We start from the raw sequence: 22,337 nt of genomic DNA on the forward strand, positions 1-22,337 counted from the left end.
GAGGCTGTTCTGCCATGACCGATAAAGAAGTAGAAGTAAAGGCGCCAAAGATCGAATTCCCCAACGTGGACTATCCCGTCAAGGTGATCAGCGATACCGGTGTGGGCAACAAAGACACGATTCTCGAGATCGTGCGTAAACACGCGACGATCAACGACAACCGGGTGGACGAGCGTTTGAGCTCCAACGGTAAATACACCACGATCCAGTTGCACATCGTTGCGACCGGTCAAGACCAGCTCTACGACATCAACAGTGAACTGCGGGCCACCGGCTTCGTACACATGGTGTTGTGATGTCACAGGTTTTGGGCTTTCGCGAGCTCGGCCAGATGGCCTACGAGCCGGTCTGGCATGCCATGCAGCGCTTCACCAACGAGCGCGGCAGCTCGGCCCCGGATGAAATCTGGCTGGTGGAACACCCGCCGGTCTTCACCCAGGGCCAGGCCGGCAAGGCTGAGCATCTGCTGCTGCCGGGTGATATTCCGGTGGTGCAGGTCGACCGAGGTGGCCAAGTGACTTACCATGGCCCTGGTCAGCTGGTGGCTTATTTGCTGCTGGACGTGCGCAAGCTGGGTTTTGGCGTGCGTGACTTGGTGAGCCGCATGGAGGCTTGCCTGATCGAGCTGTTGGCCAGTTACGGCGTGACTGCCGCGGCCAAGCCCGATGCACCCGGTGTATACGTGGACGGCGCGAAAATCGCCTCCCTCGGTTTGCGCATCCGCCATGGTTGTTCCTTTCATGGCCTGGCCCTGAATGTGGACATGGACCTGGCGCCGTTTCGGCGTATCAACCCGTGCGGTTACGCCGGGCTGGCGATGACTCAACTGAGCGACCACGCCACACCGATTAAATTTGCCGAGGTAAGTGCCCGGCTGCGTGCGCAGCTCGTCAAACACCTCGACTATGCTGAGCAGACGACCCTTACGGGCGGAATCGACTGATTATGACTACTGATGCAGTGCAAACCATGATCCCGACGCTGGACATCACCGAGCGTCCGGCCCCGGCCCCGCGTGCCAAGGTCGAAGCCGGCGTCAAGCTGCGCGGCGCCGAGAAGGTTGCACGCATCCCGGTGAAAATCATCCCGACCACCGAACTGCCGAAGAAACCTGACTGGATCCGCGTGCGCATCCCGGTTTCGCCGGAGGTCGACCGTATCAAGGCCCTGCTGCGCAAACACAAGCTGCACAGCGTGTGCGAAGAAGCTTCCTGCCCGAACCTGGGCGAATGCTTCTCCGGCGGCACCGCCACCTTCATGATCATGGGTGACATCTGCACCCGTCGTTGCCCGTTCTGCGACGTTGGCCACGGCCGGCCGAAGCCACTGGACGTCAACGAGCCGGAAAGCCTGGCGATTGCCATTGCCGACCTGAAACTCAAATACGTGGTGATCACTTCCGTAGACCGCGACGATCTGCGTGACGGCGGTGCCCAGCACTTTGCCGACTGCATCCGCGAGATCCGCAAGCTGTCGCCGAACGTGATGCTCGAAACACTGGTGCCGGACTACCGTGGCCGCATGGACGTTGCGCTGGAAATCACCGCAGCCGAGCCACCGGATGTGTTCAACCACAACCTGGAAACCGTGCCACGCCTGTACAAGGCCGCGCGTCCGGGTTCGGACTACCAGTGGTCGCTGACCCTGCTGCAAAAATTCAAGCAGATGATGCCGCACATCCCGACCAAATCCGGGCTGATGCTGGGCTTGGGCGAGACCGACGAAGAAGTCATCGAAGTCATGAAGCGCATGCGCGAACACGACATCGACATGCTGACCCTGGGCCAATACCTGCAACCGTCGCGCAGCCACTTGCCGGTGCAGCGTTTTGTGCACCCGGATACCTTCGCCTGGTTCGCCGAGGAAGGTTACAAAATGGGCTTCAAGAACGTCGCCTCCGGCCCGCTGGTACGTTCCTCGTACCACGCTGATGAACAAGCCAAGCTGGTCAAGGCAAGCCTGGTTTCGTAAGTGCCTTCTCACTGTAGGGGCAGCAAGGCTGCTCCTACAGTGTTTTCATCCGTTTCTCTCTTCTGCTTGCAACCATCACTGGCTAGAGTGCCTGGGTATCCAACCACGGAGAACCATGGATGACGACTCAACTCTCGGCTGCTGTGCCTGCCCTGCGCCCCGAAGGCGTAATTGGCCTGATCGCCCCCGCCGGGCCTGCCGCACTGGATGTGGAAAAAGCCGGCCAGTGGATGCGCGCCCGTGGCCATGAGCTGCGCATATTTCCCGGCGTCTATGAACGCGACGGCTACCTGGCCGGCAGCGACGAGGTGCGCCTGCGCGACCTGCATGCGGCGTTTGCCGATCCCGAAATTGATGCCATCTTCTGCCTGCGTGGCGGCTACGGCACACCGCGTCTGCTGGACCAGCTGGATTTCGACCTGATTGCAGCCAACCCCAAGCCGTTCGTGGGCTACAGCGACATCACCGCGTTGCATTTGGCCATCAACCGCTATGCAGGTTTTGTGACCTTTCATGGGCCGATGCTCAATGCTGACCTGCTCGGTGACAAACAGCAGCCCACCGAGTCATCGTTGTTCAGCATGCTGCGTGGGCAACTGAGCGAGTGCAGCGTGCTGGCACATCCGGTGGCTTACCCACTGGCCACGATTGAGCCGGGTGTCGCCTGCGGGCGTTTGCTTGGCGGCAACCTGTCGATGATTGCAGCGGTGATGGGCACGGCGTTTGAGATCGACGCTGAAGGCATCATTCTGTTTATTGAAGACGTCAACGAGCCGCTCTACCGAATTGACCGGCTGCTGACCCATTTACGCCTGGCGGGCAAGTTGTGCCAAGTCGCCGGCGTGTTGGTCGGGGATGTATCGGGCGTGGACAAGGCGGCGTTGGAGCGGCTGCTCAAGGAAACCTTCGAGCCGCTGTGCATTCCGGTGCTGTCCGGCTGGCGCAGTGGGCACTGCGATCCGAACCTGACGCTGCCGATGGGCGCGCTGGTGCGGTTGGATGCGGGGGAGCAGCAGTTGGTGTTGGAGCAGGATGTAGTGTTCAAGCCCTGAGAGTGCTATCGCAGGCAAGCCAGCTCCCACAGGAAAATGCATTCCAAAGGTGGGAGCTGGCTTGCCTGCGATGGCGGCAGTCGCCATAGGCCGATTTAACGGCTCTGCAACGACTCCAGCAGCTTCACCGTCGGAAACCCATCCGCAGGCCAACCCAACGACTGCTGCGCCGCCCGAATCGCCTTGCGCGTGTTGGCGCCGATAATCCCGTCCGGGTTGCCCGCGTCATAGCCCTTGGCGCTGAGCACCGTCTGTAAATCAATACGCTGGGAACGACTCAGCGGCAGCTCATCCTTGGGCCAATCGCCACGAATCACACCGCCGCCAGCAAACCGCTCCGACAGCAGGCCCACGGCCAGCGCGTAGGACGATGAGTTGTTGTACTTGAGGATCGCGCGGAAGTTATCCAGCACCAGGAACGCTGGCCCACGGTAGCCGGCCGGCAGCAGCAGGGCAGCGGACAGGTGCTCGACGTTCGGCGGCATGCTTGCGCCAGGTGGCAGTTGAATGCCCAGACTCATCCACTCGCCAACGGTCTTGCGTATGCCGCCGTCGGCCAGGGCGTAATCGAAGTTCGTCGGCAGTTGTTTCACCTCAAAACCCCATGGCTGGCCGCGTTGCCAGCCGGAGCTTTGCAGGTAGTGCGCAGTGGAGGCCAGAGCGTCGCCCGGGCTGTTCCAGATATCGCGGCGCCCGTCGCCATCGAAATCCACGGCGTGGGTGTTGTAGGTAGTCGGGATGAACTGGGTCTGGCCCATGGCCCCGGCCCACGAACCTTTCATCTGGTCGGCGGAGATGTCGCCATGCTGGATGATCTGCAGCGCCGCCAGCAGTTGCGCCTGGGCGAACGCCGGGCGGCGGCCTTCATAGGCCAGGGTTGCCAGGGAACGGATCACCGAATTATTGCCCTGGAACTGGCCAAAGTTGCTTTCCATGCCCCACACCGAAACCAGTGCCTGGCGATCAACGCCATAACGCTCTTCGATGCGCTGCAGGATATCGGCGTATTTGATCAGCAACGCTTGGCCATTACGCACGCGTACCGGCGACAGAGCGCCATCGAGGTATTCCCACACTGGGCGGGAAAACTCCGGCTGGCTGCGGTCAGCGCGAATCACCGCCATGTCGGGCGTCACGCCGGCAAAGGCATTATCGAAGACGGCGGGTGTGATCCCCGCGCTCAGCGCTTGCGCACGAAAACCAGCCTGCCATTCGGCAAAGGTCTGGGTCGGTTGGATATCAAGATTGTCCACGGCCAAAGGGGGAACCACGGCGGGCGCGACGGCCGGCACGGTCTGGACTTTTGGCAGGGGTTGCGCGTCCGCGGCGGTGGGTTTCTCGGCGCAGGCGACAAGCAGAATGAGGCTGGAGGCAGCGATCAGTTGGCGAAGGTGCCAACGACGGGAAAGGCTAGAGGGCATGCACAGGTCCAGGGATTACAAATCAAGTACCGACCTTATCATGCCGGAGGGGCACTTGCCTTCAGGCAGCCAGAAAGTAAGAAGCCTCCCAGCTATTAGACTGGAAGGCTTCGCGGCGGTAGCTGCCTTTGCCCTTGCCGGCGCGTTCCTGACGGCTGCGGAACAGTGGCTGGGCGATGATGGATTTGGCCTTGTTGGGGCCATGCTTGGATGGCTTTTTGCTCATGGTCGGTACTCTCTTGAGGTGGGGGCTTGAGGTGAGGTGAGGCGGTGCAAATCATCTGCCGAAGTGGCGCGGCTGTAAAGCCCGGCGATGTGTAGGCGGTTTCACATTTTCAAGTGGGCACGGTCAATGTGGGAGCTGGCTTGCCTGCGATAGCGGTGTGTCAGCCACTGTCGCTATCGCAGGCAAGCCAGCTCCCACAGGGTTATTCGGCGGGGAGTGTCAGGCGTTGGCCGGACATCAACAGTGACAAACGGCTCAGGCTCATCCACGGCGAACCGGCCGCCTGACCTTTGATCTGCGCGTCGATGCGTTGCGCTTCCAGCAACAGCTGCGCCCAGCGTTGCGCCGAGTGGCGTTGCAGGGCTTTGCTCATCAGGGGTTTGCGCTTGTCCCACACCGGCGGCCTGGCCTGGCTGAAGCATTTGTCCAGCGGCGTGCCTTGGCTGTATTGCAGGGCAATATTGGCCAGCACTCGCAGCTCTCGAGCCAGCGCCCACAGAATTACCGGTGGTTCCACGCCTTCGCCGCGCAAGCCTTCGAGCATGCGCAGGGCGTGGGCGGGTTCGCCATTGAGAATCGCGTCCACCAAGCCGAACACGTCAAAGCGCGCGCTATCAGCCACTGCGCCCTGGACGGTTTCGACGGTGATCTGCCCGTCTTCTGCCATCAGCTTGAGCTTTTCGATTTCCTGGGCGGCGGCAAGCAGGTTGCCCTCGACCCGGGCGGCGATCAGCTCGACGGCATCTTGCGTCGCCGACAGCCCCGATTGGGACAGGCGCTGGCGTATCCACTGCGGCAGCTGGTTGCTGTCCACTGGCCAGATCTGGATGAACTGGGTTTGGGGGCCTTCTACCAGCGCCTTGCCCCACTTGGTTTTCTGCGCGCTGCCATCGAGCTTGGGCAAGCTGATCAACAACACCGTGTCTTCAGCCGGTCGCGAGCAGTATTCCATCAACGCCGCCGCGCCTTTGTCACCCGGCTTGCCCGAAGGCAGGCGCAGTTCCAGCAGGCGTTTCTCGGCGAACAACGACATGCTCGCACCGGCTTGCAGCAGCGTGCCCCAGTCGAAACTGGCGTCGGCGCTGAACACCTGGCGTTCATCGAAGCCTTGCTGGCGCGCGGCGGTGCGAATCGCGTCGGCCGCTTCCTGGCACAGCAGCGGGTCATCACCGCTGACGATATAGACAGGCGCAAGGCCACCTTGCAGGTGTTTGGCGAGTTGGGCGGGGGCAAGTTTCATAGGTGGGGCAAACGGGGCGCCAGGGGCGCCCCGCCTGGCTTACTCGACAGGGACTTCGGCAGGCGATTGTTTCGGCGTGTTGTCTTCGTACTCTTGCGCAGCTTTCAGGGCGTCGGCGTCAGCCTTGGCCTTGTTGTCGGCGGTCAGCTGCAAGGCGGCCAGTTTTTCTGGCGTCAGTTGTTGCAGGCGAATCATCAGGCGCTGGATCAGCTCACGACGCATTTCCTTGCGAACCTGGATGATCTCCGAGTCCGAGCCCACCAGGTTGTTACCGTCGTGGCTCACGACTTTTTGCACTTCAACCTTGTCACCCATCAATGGCAGGTGGTCGCGGCCTTGCAGTTCGTAGACGACCAGGGTGTTCAGCTCAATATCCGACGCACGGCCGGCACTGGCGTAGCTGAGGTTACGCTGGGTTTCTTTCTCGTCCACCAGGTTCAGTTTGTAAGTCGCGCCGGAGGCCACACGTACACCGCTGCTTTCCAGGGTCTGGCGCAGCTGGGTCACGGTATCCCCGTAGGCATTGCGCGCGCTGACGTCCAGTTCCTTGATGCTCAGTTCATTGGTGGCGGTGCCACGCAGCTGGAAGCCGCAAGCGCTCAGCAGCACAGCAAGGCCCATCACCAGCAAATTGCGTTTGATCATTTTGTTGCTCCCCTTGAAACCATGTGGGCCTTATCGAGGCCTTAAAGGTTTAGTTCGGCGCAGGGCTCAAGCCCTGCGCCCGATCCGATTAGCTGGCGACGATATTGACCAGTTTGCCCGGCACTACGATCACTTTGCGGATCGTCAGGCCTTCGGTAAAGCGCAGCACGTTTTCGTTGATGCGCGCTGCGGCTTCCACGTCTTCACGGCTGGCGCTGGCCGGCATGTCGATCTGGCCACGCAGTTTACCGTTAACCTGGATAACCAGTTGCAATGTGTCTTGTACCAGTGCGCTGTCATCCTGCACCGGCCAGCGCGCATCGATGACCGCGTCGCTGTGGCCCAGGCGGCTCCACAGTTCATGGCTGATGTGCGGCGTGATGGGTGCCAGCAGCAACACCACGGCTTCCAGGCCTTCCTGTACCAGCGCGCGGTCCTGTTCGGTGGCTTGCGGGGCTTTTTCCAGCACGTTCATCAGTGTCATCACCTGGGCGATGGCAGTGTTGAACTTGTGGTTCTGGCCCACGTCCTGGCTGGCCTGGCGGATGGCCAGGTGGGTGCTGCGGCGAATGGCTTTTTGCTCATCGCTCAGCGACGCCACGTCCAGCTTGCCGGGCAGGCCCTGGCTGACATGGGCGTGCGCCAGGCGCCAGACGCGCTTGAGGAAGCGGTGCGAGCCTTCAACCCCGGAGTCGGACCATTCGGCGCTCATGTCGGGCGGCGAGGCGAACATCATGAACAGGCGGCAGGTGTCGGCGCCGAACTGATCGATCATCGACTGTGGGTCGACGCCGTTGTTCTTGGACTTGGCCATCTTCTCGGTGCCACCGATTTCCACCGGCAGGCCGTCGGATTTCAGCTTGGCGCTGATCACCTTGGCTTTGCTGTCACGCTCAAGCTCGACGTCTGCCGGGTTGAACCAGGTGTAGGCGCCATTGGCTTCGCGGCGATAGTAAGTCTCGGCGATCACCATGCCTTGGGTCAGCAGGTTCTTGAACGGCTCATCGGAACTCACCAGGCCTTCGTCGCGCATCAGCTTGTGGAAGAAGCGTGCATAAAGCAGGTGAAGAATCGCGTGTTCGATGCCGCCGATGTATTGATCCACCGGCAACCAGTGGTCGGCTGCGGATTTTTCTACCAGGCCGCCTTCATAGTGTGGCGAGGCGTAGCGGGCGTAGTACCACGAGGACTCGACGAAGGTGTCCATGGTGTCGGTTTCACGCTTGGCAGGTGCGCCGCATTTAGGGCACGTGCACTCGTAGAACTCGGGCATGCGCGCCAATGGCGAACCGGCGCCATCCGGCACCACGTCTTCAGGCAGCACCACCGGCAACTGGTCTTCCGGCACCGGCACGTCACCGCAGGTTTCGCAGTGGATGATCGGGATCGGGCAGCCCCAGTAGCGCTGGCGGCTGATGCCCCAGTCGCGCAGGCGGAACTGGGTGCGCGAGGCACCGAGGTTCTTCTGGATCAAGGCAACTTCGATGGCGTCGAACGCACCCTGGAAGTCCAGGCCGTCGAACTCACCGGAGTTGATCAGTTCGCCGTGCTCGCCGTAGGCGTCTTGCCACGGGGCCGGGTTGGTATCGCCCGAGCTGGTACGCACGACGGATTTGATCGGCAGGCTGTACTTGGTGGCGAACTCGAAGTCGCGCTCGTCGTGGGCCGGCACAGCCATTACTGCGCCATCGCCGTAGTGCATCAGCACGTAGTTGGCGACCCACACCGGCAGTTTTTCGCCGGTCAGTGGGTGCTCGACGAACAGGCCGGTTGGCAGGCCTTTTTTCTCTTGGGTGGCGACGTCGGCTTCGGCCACGCTGCCGCCTTTGCATTCGGCGATGAACGCTTGCAGCTCAGGGTTGTTCTGTGCGGCCTGGGTAGCCAGCGCGTGCTCGGCGGCCACGGCGACGTAAGTCGCGCCCATCAGGGTATCGGGGCGGGTGGTGAAAACTTTGAGTGCGCCGGCTTCGCCGATCGAATCGACGTTGTACGGGAACTGCACTTCCATGCCTTTGGATTTGCCGATCCAGTTGCGCTGCATGGTCTTGACCTGTTCAGGCCAGCCCGGCATGTCGTCAAGGCTCGACAAGAGTTCATCGGCGTAGGCCGTGATCTTGAAGTAGTACATCGGGATCTGGCGCTTTTCGATCACCGCGCCGGAACGCCAGCCGCGACCGTCGATCACTTGCTCGTTGGCCAGTACGGTCTGGTCGATCGGGTCCCAGTTCACGGTGCCGTTTTTACGGTAGATCACGCCTTTTTCGAACAGGCGTGTAAACAGCCACTGTTCCCAGCGGTAGTAATCGGGCTTGCAGGTAGTCACTTCGCGGGACCAGTCCACCGCCAGGCCCAGGCTGCGCAGCTGGGTTTTCATGTAGGCGATGTTTTCGTAGGTCCACTTGGCGGGCGCCACGTTGTTTTTCATCGCGGCGTTTTCCGCCGGCATGCCGAAGGCGTCCCAACCCATAGGTTGCAGGACGTTCTTGCCGAGCATGCGCTGGTAGCGGGAAATCACGTCGCCGATGGTGTAGTTACGCACGTGCCCCATGTGTAGCTTGCCGCTGGGGTAAGGGAACATCGATAGGCAGTAGTAAGTCTCCTTGCCTGGCTGTTCACTGACTTCAAAGGACTTTTGCTCGTCCCAGAAGGTTTGGGCGGCATTTTCTATTTCACGGGGCTGATATTGTTCGTGCATGGCTACTTTTGAACTGAATAGGGGTGGCCTAATCCTCTTCGGTACAACATTCAGGTTGATCGACACCAAAAAGCGGCGCGTCCGTGCCCAAACCCTGCGGGAAGTGGAGTTACAGGAAGCGCCGTAGCATACATGACCCCACTCTATCGAGGGAAACCCTGATTGCGCGGCGAGGGCCGTCTGTCGCGGCGCCAGGCAGGCGCAGCCACGGGGACTACGCTGTTTATTGGGGAGTGAGTCTTATCTTCAATGAGGTGAGGGGATGGTTGAATCGCAGCGAACTTTAATGAAACCGCAATTGTATGAAGGACTGATCGACCGTTTGGGTCGGGCATTGGATGCCGCAAGAACCGCAGGCCGATTGCGTGATGAACGGCCTCTGGAGCTGGAGTTGCGAGGCTTGAGCCAGGCCGAGCTTGAATTGATCAAGTGCTACCTGGAATTGAATCACCACCGTGCCTCTCAGGAACGGGCTGCCCCGCCCGCCCAAGAGCCTTTGCGTTCGGCCAAGGTGATCTGGCTGAAAGATGTGTCTGCTGGTCGCGGTCCCGATAAGCGTCGGGCCGTACGGTAAACGTGGAGCACCGCGTTTTCCTTTGAGTCGTCTCGAAACAGGTTGGTAAAGATTGTCGCTGAACCCCGTTGCATCTAGGCTTCGGGCATCTTTGGAGATGCCCGATGCCTTTTCGTTATTTCATTAAACAATTGCTCTTGCCGCCTGGCATTTTTTTGCTGCTGCTGGCGCTTGCCTGGTGGCTGCGTAAAAGTCGCCCGCGCCTGGCCGGGTGCTGCTTTGCCGTGGGGTTGGGCGGCTTATGGTTGATCAGCCTGCCAGTGATGGTGCAATGGGGCGCGCATGCCCTGGAGACCGAGCCACCCTTGGCCCGCGAAGAATGGGCGACGCTGGCCCAGCGCGCCGATGCGATTGTGGTGCTGGGTTCCGGGCGCGAACGCGGTGACCCCGCGTGGGGCTCCGATCAACCCACCGGCACAGGGCTTGAGCGCCAGCGTTATGCCGCGCGTCTGGCCAAGGCCTCCGGCTTGCCGGTGTTGACCAGCGGCGGCTTGCACTACGGCACGCCTCCCAGTGAGGCCGAGCTGATGACCGTGTCGATGCAGGACGACTTCGGCGTTACGGTGCGCTGGAAAGAAGAGCGCAGCCGCACCACCTGGGAAAACGCGCAGATGAGCGCCGAGATCCTGTTGCCGCAAGGTATCAAGCGCGTGGTGGTGGTGACCCAGGCCTGGCACATGCCGCGTGCGGTGTGGAGCTTTGAGAAGGCGGGCTTTACCGTGGTGCCGGGGCCGGTGGGTTTTTTGGGCGTAGACAATGCGCGGCCACTGGGCGGCTGGATGCCGGAGTTCGTGGCGGTGTGGCGCAGCGGGCAGTTGATCAATGAGGCGGTGGGGCAGGTGGGGTATCGGGTGTTTTACCGGTAACGCCGCCATTCCAAATGTGGAAAGCGGTTCATGTGGGAGCGGGCTTGCTCGCGAAAGCGGTGTGTCAGTCAGCTTATTCGTTAACTGATACACCGTATTCGCGAGCAAGCCCGCTCCCACACTGGTTTTGTGGTGTTCGTTTAGACGGCTTTCGACATCCGGCCTGCCAGCAGCGCCCAGCCGAACAAGCCCAGGCACACGATGATCAACGGCCACGAACGCCATTGCAGGTACGGCGTGAGGTTATGCATCGGCACCACTTCGCCGTAAAGAATCCCACGCTCAAACTGCGGGATCTGCGCGGTGATCTGCCCAAACGGGTTGATCAGGCCAGTCACCCCATTGTTGGTGGCACGGATCATCCAACGGCCAGCCTCCAAGGCACGCATCTGCGCCATTTGCAGGTGTTGCAGCGGGCCGATGGAGCGGCCAAACCAGGTGTCGTTGCTGATGGTCAGGAGCAAATCGCTCTGGGCCGACAGGCCGGCGGCGAATTCCGGGTACACCACTTCATAGCAAATGAACGGCGCAATCTGATAGCCCTTGGCCTGCAGCATCGCCTGATCGGACGGGCCGCGTGCGAAGTCTGACATCGGCAAGTCGAAGAAGGCGATCAGCCCGCGCAGCATGTCTTGCAACGGCACGTACTCACCAAAAGGCACCAGTTTTTGCTTGAGGTAAGTGCCTTCGCCTTCGCCCACCACCGTGATGCCGTTGAAGTAGCGCTTCTGGTGGTGCACTTCCTGGCGGATTGGTACGCCGGTGATCAGCGCGGTGTGCCGATCGGCGGCAAACTTGCCCATCATGCCCAAGTAGCCTTCCACCGATTCCTTGAGCACCGGCACGGCGGTTTCCGGCCATACCAGCAGGTCCACCGGCTTGGAGCTGAAGCTCATGTCGCGGTACAGCGCCAACTGCGCATCGATCTGCGCGGGGTCCCACTTCATGCTTTGTTCGACGTTGCCCTGAATCGCCGCCACGGTCAGTGGTGCGCCGGAGGGCGAGGTCCAGGCGTGATGCTTGAGCGCCAAGCCGATGGCCCAGGGTGCAACCAACAGCACCAGCCCCGCGCCGATAAACCCGTTGCGCTTGCTTGCCAACAGGCGTGGCAGGTTGCACAGCACGGCCGCCGTCAGCGCCAGGGCGAAGGAGATCAGCCACATGCCACCCAGTGGCGCCAGGCCAGTGAGCGGGCCGTCGAGTTGGCTGTAACCGGAGTACAGCCAAGGGAAACCGGTCAGGAACCAACCACGAAACGCTTCCTGGCCAACCCACAGCGCCGCAAAGGTCAGCGCATCGGCCAGCGGCGCCTCATTGCGGCGCAACCAGCGCGCCCACAGCCAGGCAGGCAGGGCGAAGAACCAGGCAATTGCGGCGGTAAACAGCAGCATCAAAAAGCCAGCCAGCAACACCGAAGCGCCGCCGAAGTGGTGAATGCTGTAGTAGATCCAGCTGGTGCCGGCGCCGAACAGGCCAAAACCGAAGCACCAGCCACGGCCCAGGGCCTGGCGTGGCGTCAGCTCGCGCAGCCCCACATAGAACAGCCCGACGGCCAGTAGCGCAAATGGCCACAGATCGAAGGGCGCCAGCGCCAGGGTAGTGACGGCGCCAGCCACCGCGGCCAGCAGGTTACCGGGCCAGCCGGGTGCAATCAGACGGCGCATGTAGGGGTGGGTCATCAGCTATTTCCTGTGTCGCGCCGGGCCTGCTGCGGCACAGGGCAAGGCGCGAGGAGTGTGGTTTGGTTTTTCCAAATGAACGACGAGTAACGCAGCCCTGTGCCGCAGCAGGCCCGGCCCTTCGGGTTGCCCCTGAGAGCGGGCCATGCTGCGTTGCAGGCCTTGAAAAGGGAACGCCATTCCCTGCGGCCTGCGCCTTGCCTGGCCCGCTCTCAGGAGCAACGCGACACAGGAAATAGCTGATGACCCACCCCTTCCTTAGCGGGCAATAGGTGTCAGGCGAATCAGATGAATCCGGCGGCTATCAGCATTCAGAATGCGAAAGCGATAAGCGCCAATCTCAGTGGTTTCGTTACGTTTTGGCAGGTGCCCAAACGCACTCATCACCAAACCGCCCACGGTGTCGAACTCATCGTCGGAGAATTCGCTGTCGAAGAACTCGTTGAAGTTCTCGATCGGCGTCAGCGCCTTGACCAGGAAATCACCGCTGGGCAGCGGCTTGATGTAGCTGTCTTCTTCGACGTCGTGCTCGTCTTCGATGTCGCCGACGATTTGCTCAAGCACGTCTTCGATGGTCACAAGACCGGCCACGCCGCCGTATTCGTCGATCACAATGGCCATGTGATTGTGGTTGGCGCGAAATTCGCGCAGCAGCACATTCAGGCGCTTGGATTCAGGCACGAAGGTGGCCGGGCGCAGCAGGTCCTTGATGTTGAAGTTGTCGCCGTTCTCCTTGAGGATCAGTGGCAACAGGTCCTTGGCCAGCAGGACACCCATGACGTCGTCATGGCTTTCACCGATCACCGGGTAGCGCGAGTGCGCCGAGTCGATCACGGCCGGGAGGAATTCCCGTGGAGTCTGGGTCGCCTTGATGCTGATCATCTGCGAGCGCGGGACCATGATGTCGCGTACTTGCAGGTCAGCCACCTGGATGGCGCCTTCGACGATGGCCAGCGCTTCGCTGTCCAGCAACTTGTTCTGGTGGGCCTCGCGCAGCAGCTCCAGCAGCTCCTGGCGGTTTTTCGGCTCGTGGGCAAAAGCCTGGGTCAGTTTACCCAGCCATGACTTCTGCCCGTTGCTCGATCGGTCTTCGCTCATAGCGATTACTCTAAATCCTTTGTTGTTTCAGTGAGGTGTCGTTTCGATTTCGTCGTCTGCATACGGGTCAGGGTGACCCAGTTCAGCAAGCAACGTTTGTTCCAGTGTTTCCATTTCTTCGGCTTCGTCATCGTCTATATGGTCGTAACCCAAGAGATGCAAGCAGCCGTGGATGACTAGATGAGCCCAATGGGCCTCAAGTTCCTTGCCTTGTTCCTTTGCCTCGCGCTCGACCACTTCGACGCAGATCACCAGGTCGCCCAGTAACGGGATATCCAGTAATTCATCCGGCACGTCGGCAGGGAAGGACAGCACGTTGGTCGCGTAGTCCTTTTGACGCCAGGTGTGATTCAGTTCACGGCCTTCGGGCTCGTCCACCAGGCGGATGGTCAGTTCCGAGTCGGCGGTACGCTGGCGCAGGGCCAGGGCGCACCATTGACGGAACTGATCTTCGCTGGGGGCGGGCGCTTCGGTGGCCAGCTGCAGGTCTAGCTCAAGCATCGCGGCGCACGTCCTTGGCGGGTGCGTCATCGCGGTGCTCAAAGCGCTCGTAGGCTTCGACAATGCGCTGCACCAGCGGGTGGCGAACCACGTCTTTGGGCATGAAATGCGTGAAGCTGATGCCCGGCACGTCCTTGAGTACGTCGATCACCTGCGCCAGCCCCGACTTGGTGCCCTTGGGTAGGTCGACCTGTGTGACGTCACCGGTAATCACGGCGGTGGAGCCGAACCCGATACGGGTGAGGAACATCTTCATCTGTTCGACGGTGGTGTTCTGGCTTTCGTCGAGGATGATGAAGCTGTTATTCAAGGTGCGGCCACGCATGTAGGCCAGCGGGGCGATCTCGATCACTTGGCGCTCGATCAACTTGGCCACGTATTCAAAGCCGAGCATCTCGTACAGCGCGTCGTAGAGCGGGCGCAGGTACGGGTCGATCTTCTGGGCCAGGTCGCCGGGCAGGAAGCCAAGCTTCTCGCCAGCCTCGACCGCCGGGCGCACCAGCAGGATGCGCCGCACTTGCTCGCGCTCCAGGGCGTCGACCGCACAGGCCACGGCCAGGTAGGTCTTGCCGGTACCGGCGGGGCCGATGCCGAAGTTGATATCGTTACCGAGGATTTCCTTGACGTAGCGCTGCTGATTCAAGCCGCGAGGGCGAATCATGCCTTTTTTGGTGCGCAGGGCCACGCTGGCTTCGGCCACCGGGTTGTTGGCCAGGTCTTCCACGGCAGATTCCTGCAGGTACAGGTGCACGGTCTCCGGCGACAGCTCACTACCCTTGGTTTCGCGGTAGAGGCGGCGGAGCAGGTTTTCTGCAGACGTGGTGTGCTGGGGTTCACCAATAAGCTCGAACTGATTGCCGCGGTTGCGGATCTCGATGCTCAGGCGTTGTTCGATCAGGCGCAGGTGCTCGTCGAACTGTCCGCACAGGTTGGCGAAACGGCGAGCCTCAAACGGCTCGAGGATAAAACGATGGGGTTCTGCTATGGGTGCGTTCAAGGTTGCTTTTAGCCGCCCTTTGGCTGTTTAGGTGAAGGAGAGGATAACGCCAGCGCTCGGCGTGCGAAAGCACTTATATAGGCTGGCTCACTCTCAAGAACCATGAAAATCCACTGTGGGAGCTGGCTTGCCTGCGATTGCGGTGTATCAGTGCCAATTGTGTTAACTGGCCCACCGCTATCGCAGGCAAGCCAGCTCCCACATTTTGATCTTCATCAGGTCAGAGCAATCAGTTAACCAACGACCCGCGCAGCGAGTGCGGTTGCGCCGCATCGATGTGCACATCGGCAAACTGGCCGATCAAGGTGGGCGTGTCACAGCGGAAGTTGACGATCCGGTTGTTCTCGGTACGCCCTTGCAACTCGCCCGGGTCTTTTTTCGAGTAGTCGGTCACCAGGATGCGCTGGATCGAACCGACCATTTGTCGGCTGATCTCGAAACCTTGCTGGTTCAGGCGATGTTGCAGCGCGTTCAAGCGCTCTTTTTTCAGTGCTTCTGGCGTTTCATCTGCCAGGTCCGCGGCCGGCGTGCCTGGGCGCTGGCTGTAGACGAACGAGTACGAGAAGTCGAAACCAACGTCTTCGATCAGCTTCATGGTCTGCTCGAAATCTTTCTCGGTCTCGCCAGGGAAGCCGACGATGAAGTCCGAGCTGATGCAGATACCCGGTACAGCGGCGCGCAATTTACGCAGCTTGGATTTGTATTCCAGAGCCGTGTGGTTGCGCTTCATGGCCGCCAGAATGCGGTCCGAACCCGACTGCACCGGCAAATGCAGGTGCTTGACCAACTCCGGCACTTCGGCGTGCGCCTGGATCAGGCTGTCGGAGAACTCCAGCGGGTGCGAGGTGGTGTAGCGAATACGCTCAATGCCGTCTACGGCGGCGACCACACGGATCAGCTCCGCCAGGTCGGCCAGGCGCCCGTCGTGGGTCTGGCCGCGATAGCCGTTGACGTTCTGGCCCAGCAAGGTCACTTCGCGCACGCCGTTTTCGGCCAGGTGGATGATTTCTGCCAGTACGTCGTCAAACGGCCGGCTGACCTCTTCGCCACGGGTATAGGGCACCACGCAGAAGGTGCAGTACTTGCTGCAGCCTTCCATCACCGACACGTAGGCGCTTGGCCCGTCGATGCGCGGCTCGGGCAAATGGTCGAATTTTTCGATTTCCGGGAACGACACGTCCACCTGCGGCAGCTTGGTGATGCGGGCGGCGTCGATCATTTCGGGCAGGCGGTGCAGGGTTTGCGGGCCGAAAACCACGTCGACATAGGGTGCGCGGTCGCGGATCGCGGCGCCTTCCTGGCTGGCCACGCAGCCGCCGACGGCGATCACCATGTCCGGGTTGGCCAATTTCAATTCACGCCAGCGGCCCAGCTGGGAGTACACACGGTCCTGGGCACGCTCGCGGATAGAGCAGGTATTGAGCAGGATCACGTCGGCATCTTCGGCGCGGGCGGTGACTTCCAGGGCCTGATGTTCGCCCAGCAGATCGACCATGCGCGAGCTGTCGTACTCGTTCATCTGGCAACCGTGGGTTTCGATGTAAAGCTTCTTGGCCATGGGAATCATCAACTGGTGGTAAAGAACCGCGCATTATAGGGGGCATGCCCATTGGTTCCTAGCGCTGTGCATCGGGTGCCATGCTATAGTTCGCGCCCTCTTTTATATCCCCGATGTGTTGTTCGCCCACCATGACCAAACGTGAAGCTCCAATCTACAAGGTGATTTTCCTCAACCAGGGCCAGGTGTTCGAAATGTACGCCAAGCAGATCTATCAAAGTGATCTGTGGGGCTTCCTGGAGGTGGAAGAGTTCGTCTTTGGCGAGCGCACCCAGTTGGTCGTCGACCCGGGCGAAGAAAAACTCAAGGCGCAATTTGAAGGCGTGGTGCGCAGCTTTGTGCCGATGCATTCGATTGTGCGCATCGATGAAGTCGAGCGCCTGGGCACGCCGAAGATCAGCGAAGCGCGTGGCACCAGCAATGTGATGCCGTTTCCGATGCCGATGCCGGAAAAGTAACACTGCGCTTGTGGTGTGGTTTTGTAAGACGATTCTGAAACTTTTCAGTCGTGATTGACGACTTGACAGAAATATAGCAGTTTGTGCCCATGCAGAGAGGACGCCATGAGCACATCCATAAAAAAATCCCTCGAACACCAGTTGTCATCCAAGTCCCAGGCTTATCGGGCGCTGGCGGCCTATATCCTGGCGAACCTCAAAGACCTGCCGTTCGAGAATTCGGCGCAGGTGGCGCACAAGCTCCAGATCAGCGAGTCCACCGTCGGCCGCTTCTGCCGGGCGTTGGGCTACAAGCATTTCAAAGACCTCAAACACGAACTCAAAGGCGACCTGGGTGACAGCCCATGGCTGATCGGCGACCGGCTGCGCGCGTTCCAGGCAGAAGGCGACGTAAACCCGCTGGCCAACAGCCTGCAACTGGAGATCGCGGCGTTGGTGCGGGTCTACGAGTACACCCGCACTGAGCCTTGGCGCGTGGTGACTTCAAGGCTGGCGCAAAGCCCGCAGGTTTTTGTCGCCGGTTTCGGCACCGAGCGGGGCATCGCCTGCTCCATGGTCCACATGCTGCAATACCTGCGCACAGGCGTGCATCTGGTGGACGGTGCGTCAGGGCATTTCGGCGAGGTGTTGCTGGCGCCGTCTGCCGATTCAATGCTGATCGTCTATGAGGCGCGACGCCATTCCCGTCAGTCTTTACTGCTGTGCCAGGCGGCACGCAAACGCGGCATTGCGGTCACGCTTATAACCGACAACTTTTGTGAGTGGGCTGAGCAAAACGCCAACGAAGTGTTTCGGGTGTCGACCGAATTTGATTTGTTATGGGACTCGACAGCCACCATGTTATCGCTGACTCACTTGTTGATTAACGCTATGTCCAAACAACTGGGCCCAGAAATGGAAGAACACTTGAATGCGATTGCCCAGTTGCATCAGGCGTTTGTGGGTTACACCCAGAGTTGACCGCTTAAGCGTTATTTAACTAACGCTTTTTATTTAACTGTCATTAGCGAACTTATTGGTTCGGGAGTAGCCCTGTGCGCGATCCTCGGTATGACATTCTTTTTGAGCCGGTACACATTGGGCCGGTTCGCACGCGTAATCGCTTTTACCAAGTGCCGCACTGTAATGGCATGGGCCATGTGCACCCCTCGGCCATGGCCGCCATGCGCGGGGTCAAAGCCGAGGGGGGTTGGGGGGTGGTGTGTACGGAGGAGTGCGAGATCAGCCCGCTGAGCGAGTTTTCGCCCTATATAGAAGCGCGCTTATGGGATGAACGCGACATCCCCGCGCTGGCGAAAATGTGTGAGGCCGTCCATCTGCATGGCTCCTTGGCCGGCGTCGAACTGGCGTTCAATGGCTATTCGGCGCCCAATCGCTATAGCCGCGAAATCCCTTGGGCGCCTTCCAATACACCGGTGCGTGGATACGACCCGGTGCAGGCCCGGGCCATGAGCCGCGCCGATATCAAGCAACTGCGCCAGATGCATCGCGCTGCTGCGTTACGGGCACGCCAGGCGGGTTTCGACATTATCTACGTGTATGCCGGCCACGACCTTGGGCTGCCGTTTCACTTTCTGACCCCGCGCAATAACCGGCGCACCGATGAGTACGGTGGGGTGTTGGAGAATCGTGTACGGCTGTTGCGTGAATTGATCGAAGATACCCGCGATGCGGTGGGTGATCGTTGCGCAGTCGCCGTGCGGCTGGCAGTGGATGAACAGGTCGCTGGCGGGCTGGCCTGCGAGGGAGAAGGCCGCGAGATTTTTTCGCTGTTGGCGGAGTTGCCGGACCTTTGGGATGTCAACGTTGCCGACTGGTCCAACGACAGCGTGACCTCACGGTTTGCCCCTGAAGGTTTTCAAGAAGCGTTCCTGCTCGGGCTCAAAGCACTGACCACCAAACCAGTGGTGGGCGTGGGCCGGTTTACCTCACCGGATACCATGGTCTCACTGGTGCGTCGAGGCGTGTTGGACCTGATCGGCGCTGCGCGTCCCTCGATTGCCGATCCCTTCTTGCCAAAGAAGATAGAGGAAGGGCGCTTGGAAGAAATTCGCGAATGCATTGGCTGCAACGTCTGTGTCAGTGGTGACCACACCAGCACCCCGCTGCGCTGCACGCAAAACCCCACCCTGGGTGAAGAGTGGCGGCGCGGCTGGCACCCCGAGTCGGCACCTCGTGCGCATAACCCCGCACGCGCCCTGGTGGTCGGGGCAGGGCCTGCCGGCCTTGAATGCGCGCGGATACTGGGCGCGCGCGGCATGGAGGTGGCGCTGGTAGAAGGCACGCGCACGCTGGGCGGGCGTGTGTCTCTTGAAGCCAGGCTGCCGGGGTTGGCCAGTTGGTCACGGGTGCTCGACTACCGGCTGGACGCCCTCAGCCGATTGCCTGCAGTAGAGATCTATCGCGAAAGCCAGCTACAAGCCCAGGACGTGTTGGACTTCGCCGCCGCTCACGTGTTTATCGCCACCGGTTCGCGCTGGCGCACCGATGGTTTGGGGCGTGCACTGCGCCAGGCCTTGCCGGGGTTGGAACATCTGCCGGTATGGACCCCGGATGATCTGCTGGCCGGGACAGTCCCTGCTTCACCGGTGCTGCTGTTCGATGATGACCACTACTACATGGGCAGTGTGTTGGCAGAGCAGTTGGTAGCGCTGGGCGTGGAGGTGATCTTTGTCACCCCGGCGCCGGATGTGGCGACCTGGACCCATAACACGCTGGAACAACACCGCATCCAGCGTCGCCTGCTGGAACTCAATGTCACGATCATCACCTCCCACTCGCTGGCGGCGGTGACGCCTGAAGGTGCGGTTGCCAGTTGTATGTACACCGGCCGGCCAAGGTTCATTCCCGTGGCGTCATTGTTGCTGGTGACCTCCCGTGAGCCTGAGCAAGGCCTGTACCAGGCACTCAACGAGGCAACTGAGCAACGCGTTGAGGCGGGTATTGAGTCGGTCGCATTGGTGGGCGACTGCCTGGCGCCTGGAACCATTGCAGCTGCCGTGTATTCAGGGCATCGGCTGGCGCGTGAGTTTGATGCGCCCGCCGGCTCGTTGGTCATGCGTCGCGAAATTCCTCATTTAGAGCTGTTGTAACGTCCTGCTGTGCAAACAATAACAAGGAATAAAATAATGAAAAAATTAGTTCTGATGTTATCGGTGTTGGCTTCCGTAGTGGTGAGCAACTGGGTGTCCGCCAATAACTATGAGGTCATACGTTTCGGTGCTGACCCTAACTACGCGCCTTTTGCCTATAAAGACAATACCGGTACTTTGGTCGGTTTCGAGATTGATATCGGCAACGCCATCTGCGGACATTTGAAGGTGCGCTGCCAATGGGTCGAAAGCGATTTTGATGGCCTGGTTCCCAGCCTCCGGGCCGGCAAGATCGACGCGATACTGGCGTCGGTAACCGTGACCGAAGCGCGGCGCAAGATCATCGACTTCACTTCTGAAGTGTTCTCCAGCCCCTCCGCCATGGTATTCAAGGCCGGCACCGACCTTGGCGACGCCAAGGGCAAGTCCGTGGGCTATTTGCAGGGCAGTACTCAGGAAGCCTACGCCAAGCGCGTGTTGGCCATCCAGGGCATGAAAGTGGTGGCCTACGCCGATCAGGAACAGGTTTACGCCGACCTCGTGGCGGGTCGGCTTAACGCTTCGTTGCAGGACGCCCAACAGGCGCAAAGTGGCTTTTTGCGCTCGCCTCAAGGTGCCGGTTTCGAATTGGGCAAGGTCATAGAAAGCGAACTGATGCCTTCCATGAGCGCCATTGGCATCGCCAAGGGTAATCAGGCGCTGAAGACTTTGCTCGATCAAGGCCTGGCAGCGCTGCATGCCGATGGCACCTATGCTCGCCTGCAGGAGCAGTATTTCCCAGGCGTCGACATGTTCAGCGGCAATTGACCGCCCGCCATCATCGTTGGAGGGCGTCGTCATGCTGGAGAACGTTGCGCGCTTTGTCGCGACCCTGGAGGGTTTTGCGCCGTTACTGCTGCAAGGCGTATGGGTGACCTTGAAGCTGGCGCTGTTATCGCTGTTGCTGGGGCTGATCTTCGGCCTGCTCGGAGCGGGTGCCAAGCTGTCACGCGTCAGGGCCTGGCGTGTTTCAGCACAGGTCTACACCACCCTGATCCGTGGGGTGCCGGACCTGGTGTTGATGCTGCTGATCTTTTACGGCGTACAAACCGCTGTGAGCCGGCTGACGGCTGTGATGGGCTGGGCCTACCTCGAAATTGACCCTTTGACTGCGGGCGTACTGACGCTGGGGTTTATCTACGGTGCTTATTTTACCGAGACCTTTCGTGGCGCATTGTTGGCGGTGCCACGTGGGCAGGCGCAGGCGGCCAAAGCGCTGGGTATGAAGCCCAGCCAAAGCTTCATCTACATAACCTTTGCGCAGATGATGCGCTTCGCCTTGCCGGGGCTGGGCAATAACTGGATGGTCTTGCTCAAGGCTACCGCGTTGGTGTCGATTATCGGTTTGGCAGACTTGGTCAAAGTGGCTCAGGTGGCTGGCAAAAGCAGCCAGCAGCTATTGAGCTTTCTACTGCTGGCGGGCTTTATTTATCTGCTCCTCAGCAGCGCCTCCAATGCGGTGCTGCGCTGGCTTGAGCGTCGTTATGGCGGTGCGAAGCAGGAGGCGCAGCGATGATTGAGCTGATACTGGAATATTGGCGGCCGTTTCTCTATTCCGACGGTCAGCAAATCACTGGCCTGGCCATGACGCTGTGGCTCACCAGTGCTTCGTTATGCCTTGGGCTGCTGGTGGCGTTGCCATTGTCGATTGCCCGGGTTTCAACCCGCTCGTGGGTACGTTGGCCGGTACAGGGCTTTACTTATCTGTTTCGGGGAACGCCGCTCTATGTCCAGTTGCTGGTTTGTTACACCGGTATATACAGCCTGGCGGCTGTGCGCGAACAGCCGCTTCTGGACGCTTTTTTTCGTGATGCGCTGAATTGCACACTGCTGGCCTTTGCCCTTAACACGGGCGCCTACACCACCGAAATCCTCGCCGGTGCCATCCGCTCCATGCCGCGCGGTGAAGTAGAGGCCGCAAGGGCGTTAGGGTTCGACGGCTGGAAGCTCTACACCTATCTGATCATGCCGTCGGCCCTGCGCCGCTCATTGCCGTACTACAGCAATGAGGTGATTTTCATGCTGCACTCCACCACGCTGGCGTTCACCGCCACGGTCCCCGATGTGCTCAAAGTGGCCAGGGATGCCAATGCCGCGACCTTTCTGACGTTCGAGTCCTTCGGCATCGCCGCGGCTATGTATCTATGCATCACCTTCGCTCTGGTCGGCCTTTTTCACCTGGCCGAGAAGCGTTGGCTGAGATTTCTTGACCCAAGCCGATAGGA

The 22,337-nt window shown here is 60.3% G+C and carries 22 protein-coding genes; 12 read left to right on the plus strand and 10 right to left on the minus strand.

Translation table 11 applies throughout. From position 1 onward, the window contains the following. Positions 1–14: 14 nt before the first annotated feature. From FFI16_RS00135 to FFI16_RS00150, 4 genes are all read left to right on the plus strand, one after another. Complete coding sequence (locus tag FFI16_RS00135) at positions 15–296, plus strand: DUF493 domain-containing protein (protein ID WP_138813695.1); 282 nt, start codon at positions 15–17, stop codon at positions 294–296. Beyond that, positions 296–943, plus strand: a complete 648-nt coding sequence (gene lipB, locus FFI16_RS00140; protein ID WP_016973912.1) for a lipoyl(octanoyl) transferase LipB — start codon at positions 296–298, stop codon at positions 941–943. The genes FFI16_RS00135 and lipB overlap by 1 nt, the downstream gene beginning before the upstream one ends. Before the next feature lie 26 nt (positions 944–969). Continuing rightward, positions 970–1,971 (plus strand): lipoyl synthase, encoded by a 1,002-nt coding sequence (gene lipA / locus FFI16_RS00145; protein WP_057444888.1) that lies wholly within the window; start codon positions 970–972, stop codon positions 1,969–1,971. A gap of 119 nt (positions 1,972–2,090) precedes the next feature. Next, positions 2,091–3,023 (plus strand): LD-carboxypeptidase, encoded by a 933-nt coding sequence (locus FFI16_RS00150; protein ID WP_138813696.1) that lies wholly within the window; start codon positions 2,091–2,093, stop codon positions 3,021–3,023. Between the two features lie 95 nt (positions 3,024–3,118). Here FFI16_RS00150 and FFI16_RS00155 read toward each other — a convergent pair whose 3' ends face one another. The 5 genes from FFI16_RS00155 to leuS form a co-directional block, all read right to left on the minus strand. Next, complete coding sequence (locus FFI16_RS00155; RefSeq protein WP_138813697.1) at positions 3,119–4,444, minus strand: lytic murein transglycosylase; 1,326 nt, start codon at positions 4,442–4,444, stop codon at positions 3,119–3,121. Between the two features lie 61 nt (positions 4,445–4,505). Then, complete coding sequence (arfA, locus tag FFI16_RS00160) at positions 4,506–4,670, minus strand: alternative ribosome rescue factor ArfA (RefSeq protein ID WP_003176285.1); 165 nt, start codon at positions 4,668–4,670, stop codon at positions 4,506–4,508. A 202-nt stretch (positions 4,671–4,872) separates the two neighbouring features. Further along, entirely contained in the window at positions 4,873–5,910 is a 1,038-nt protein-coding gene (holA, locus tag FFI16_RS00165; protein WP_017136058.1) for a DNA polymerase III subunit delta, read from the minus strand. 39 nt (positions 5,911–5,949) lie between these two features. Further along, a complete protein-coding gene (gene lptE / locus FFI16_RS00170) occupies positions 5,950–6,555 on the minus strand; it encodes an LPS assembly lipoprotein LptE (RefSeq protein ID WP_138813698.1) in 606 nt (201 codons plus the stop codon). Between the two features lie 88 nt (positions 6,556–6,643). Then, positions 6,644–9,250: a leucine--tRNA ligase gene (gene leuS, locus FFI16_RS00175; protein ID WP_138813699.1), complete on the minus strand. Its 2,607-nt coding sequence runs from the start codon at positions 9,248–9,250 to the stop codon at positions 6,644–6,646. Between the two features lie 262 nt (positions 9,251–9,512). Between leuS and FFI16_RS00180 the strand changes: the two genes are divergently transcribed. Beyond that, positions 9,513–9,824 (plus strand): hypothetical protein, encoded by a 312-nt coding sequence (locus FFI16_RS00180; RefSeq protein ID WP_138813700.1) that lies wholly within the window; start codon positions 9,513–9,515, stop codon positions 9,822–9,824. Between the two features lie 104 nt (positions 9,825–9,928). Beyond that, positions 9,929–10,690, plus strand: coding sequence for a YdcF family protein (locus FFI16_RS00185; RefSeq protein ID WP_138813701.1), 762 nt, complete (start codon positions 9,929–9,931; stop codon positions 10,688–10,690). 140 nt (positions 10,691–10,830) lie between these two features. Here FFI16_RS00185 and lnt read toward each other — a convergent pair whose 3' ends face one another. From lnt to miaB, 5 genes are all read right to left on the minus strand, one after another. Beyond that, positions 10,831–12,354: an apolipoprotein N-acyltransferase gene (gene lnt / locus FFI16_RS00195; protein WP_138815340.1), complete on the minus strand. Its 1,524-nt coding sequence runs from the start codon at positions 12,352–12,354 to the stop codon at positions 10,831–10,833. Positions 12,355–12,627: 273 nt separating this feature from the next. Further along, a complete protein-coding gene (locus FFI16_RS00200; RefSeq protein WP_015373027.1) occupies positions 12,628–13,467 on the minus strand; it encodes an HlyC/CorC family transporter in 840 nt (279 codons plus the stop codon). Positions 13,468–13,494: 27 nt separating this feature from the next. After that, a complete protein-coding gene (ybeY, locus tag FFI16_RS00205; RefSeq protein ID WP_138813702.1) occupies positions 13,495–13,968 on the minus strand; it encodes an rRNA maturation RNase YbeY in 474 nt (157 codons plus the stop codon). Then, positions 13,961–14,965, minus strand: a complete 1,005-nt coding sequence (locus tag FFI16_RS00210) for a PhoH family protein (RefSeq protein ID WP_058420190.1) — start codon at positions 14,963–14,965, stop codon at positions 13,961–13,963. The genes ybeY and FFI16_RS00210 overlap by 8 nt, the downstream gene beginning before the upstream one ends. Positions 14,966–15,194: 229 nt before the next feature. Beyond that, positions 15,195–16,523 (minus strand): tRNA (N6-isopentenyl adenosine(37)-C2)-methylthiotransferase MiaB, encoded by a 1,329-nt coding sequence (miaB, locus tag FFI16_RS00215; protein ID WP_138813703.1) that lies wholly within the window; start codon positions 16,521–16,523, stop codon positions 15,195–15,197. Positions 16,524–16,654: 131 nt separating this feature from the next. Here miaB and FFI16_RS00220 point away from each other — a divergent pair, with 131 nt between their 5' ends. The 6 genes from FFI16_RS00220 (at position 16,655) to FFI16_RS00245 (ending at position 22,335) form a co-directional block, all read left to right on the plus strand. Continuing rightward, positions 16,655–16,981: a DUF1820 family protein gene (locus FFI16_RS00220; RefSeq protein ID WP_003194436.1), complete on the plus strand. Its 327-nt coding sequence runs from the start codon at positions 16,655–16,657 to the stop codon at positions 16,979–16,981. Between the two features lie 105 nt (positions 16,982–17,086). After that, the gene (locus tag FFI16_RS00225; protein WP_138813704.1) at positions 17,087–17,941 is read left to right on the plus strand and encodes a MurR/RpiR family transcriptional regulator; all 855 of its coding nucleotides are present in this window, start codon (positions 17,087–17,089) and stop codon (positions 17,939–17,941) included. 74 nt (positions 17,942–18,015) lie between these two features. After that, positions 18,016–20,073, plus strand: a complete 2,058-nt coding sequence (locus FFI16_RS00230; RefSeq protein ID WP_138813705.1) for an FAD-dependent oxidoreductase — start codon at positions 18,016–18,018, stop codon at positions 20,071–20,073. A 36-nt stretch (positions 20,074–20,109) separates the two neighbouring features. Continuing rightward, positions 20,110–20,880 carry a transporter substrate-binding domain-containing protein gene (locus FFI16_RS00235; RefSeq protein WP_138813706.1) on the plus strand — a complete coding sequence of 257 codons (771 nt, stop codon included), beginning with the start codon at positions 20,110–20,112 and terminating at the stop codon, positions 20,878–20,880. Between the two features lie 31 nt (positions 20,881–20,911). Further along, a complete protein-coding gene (locus FFI16_RS00240; RefSeq protein WP_138813707.1) occupies positions 20,912–21,628 on the plus strand; it encodes an ABC transporter permease in 717 nt (238 codons plus the stop codon). Continuing rightward, the gene (locus FFI16_RS00245; RefSeq protein WP_138813708.1) at positions 21,625–22,335 is read left to right on the plus strand and encodes an ABC transporter permease; all 711 of its coding nucleotides are present in this window, start codon (positions 21,625–21,627) and stop codon (positions 22,333–22,335) included. Before FFI16_RS00240 ends, FFI16_RS00245 begins: the two co-directional genes overlap by 4 nt. Positions 22,336–22,337 lie beyond the last annotated feature (2 nt).

Source organism: Pseudomonas sp. KBS0710 (assembly GCF_005938045.2).
Lineage (GTDB): Bacteria > Pseudomonadota > Gammaproteobacteria > Pseudomonadales > Pseudomonadaceae > Aquipseudomonas.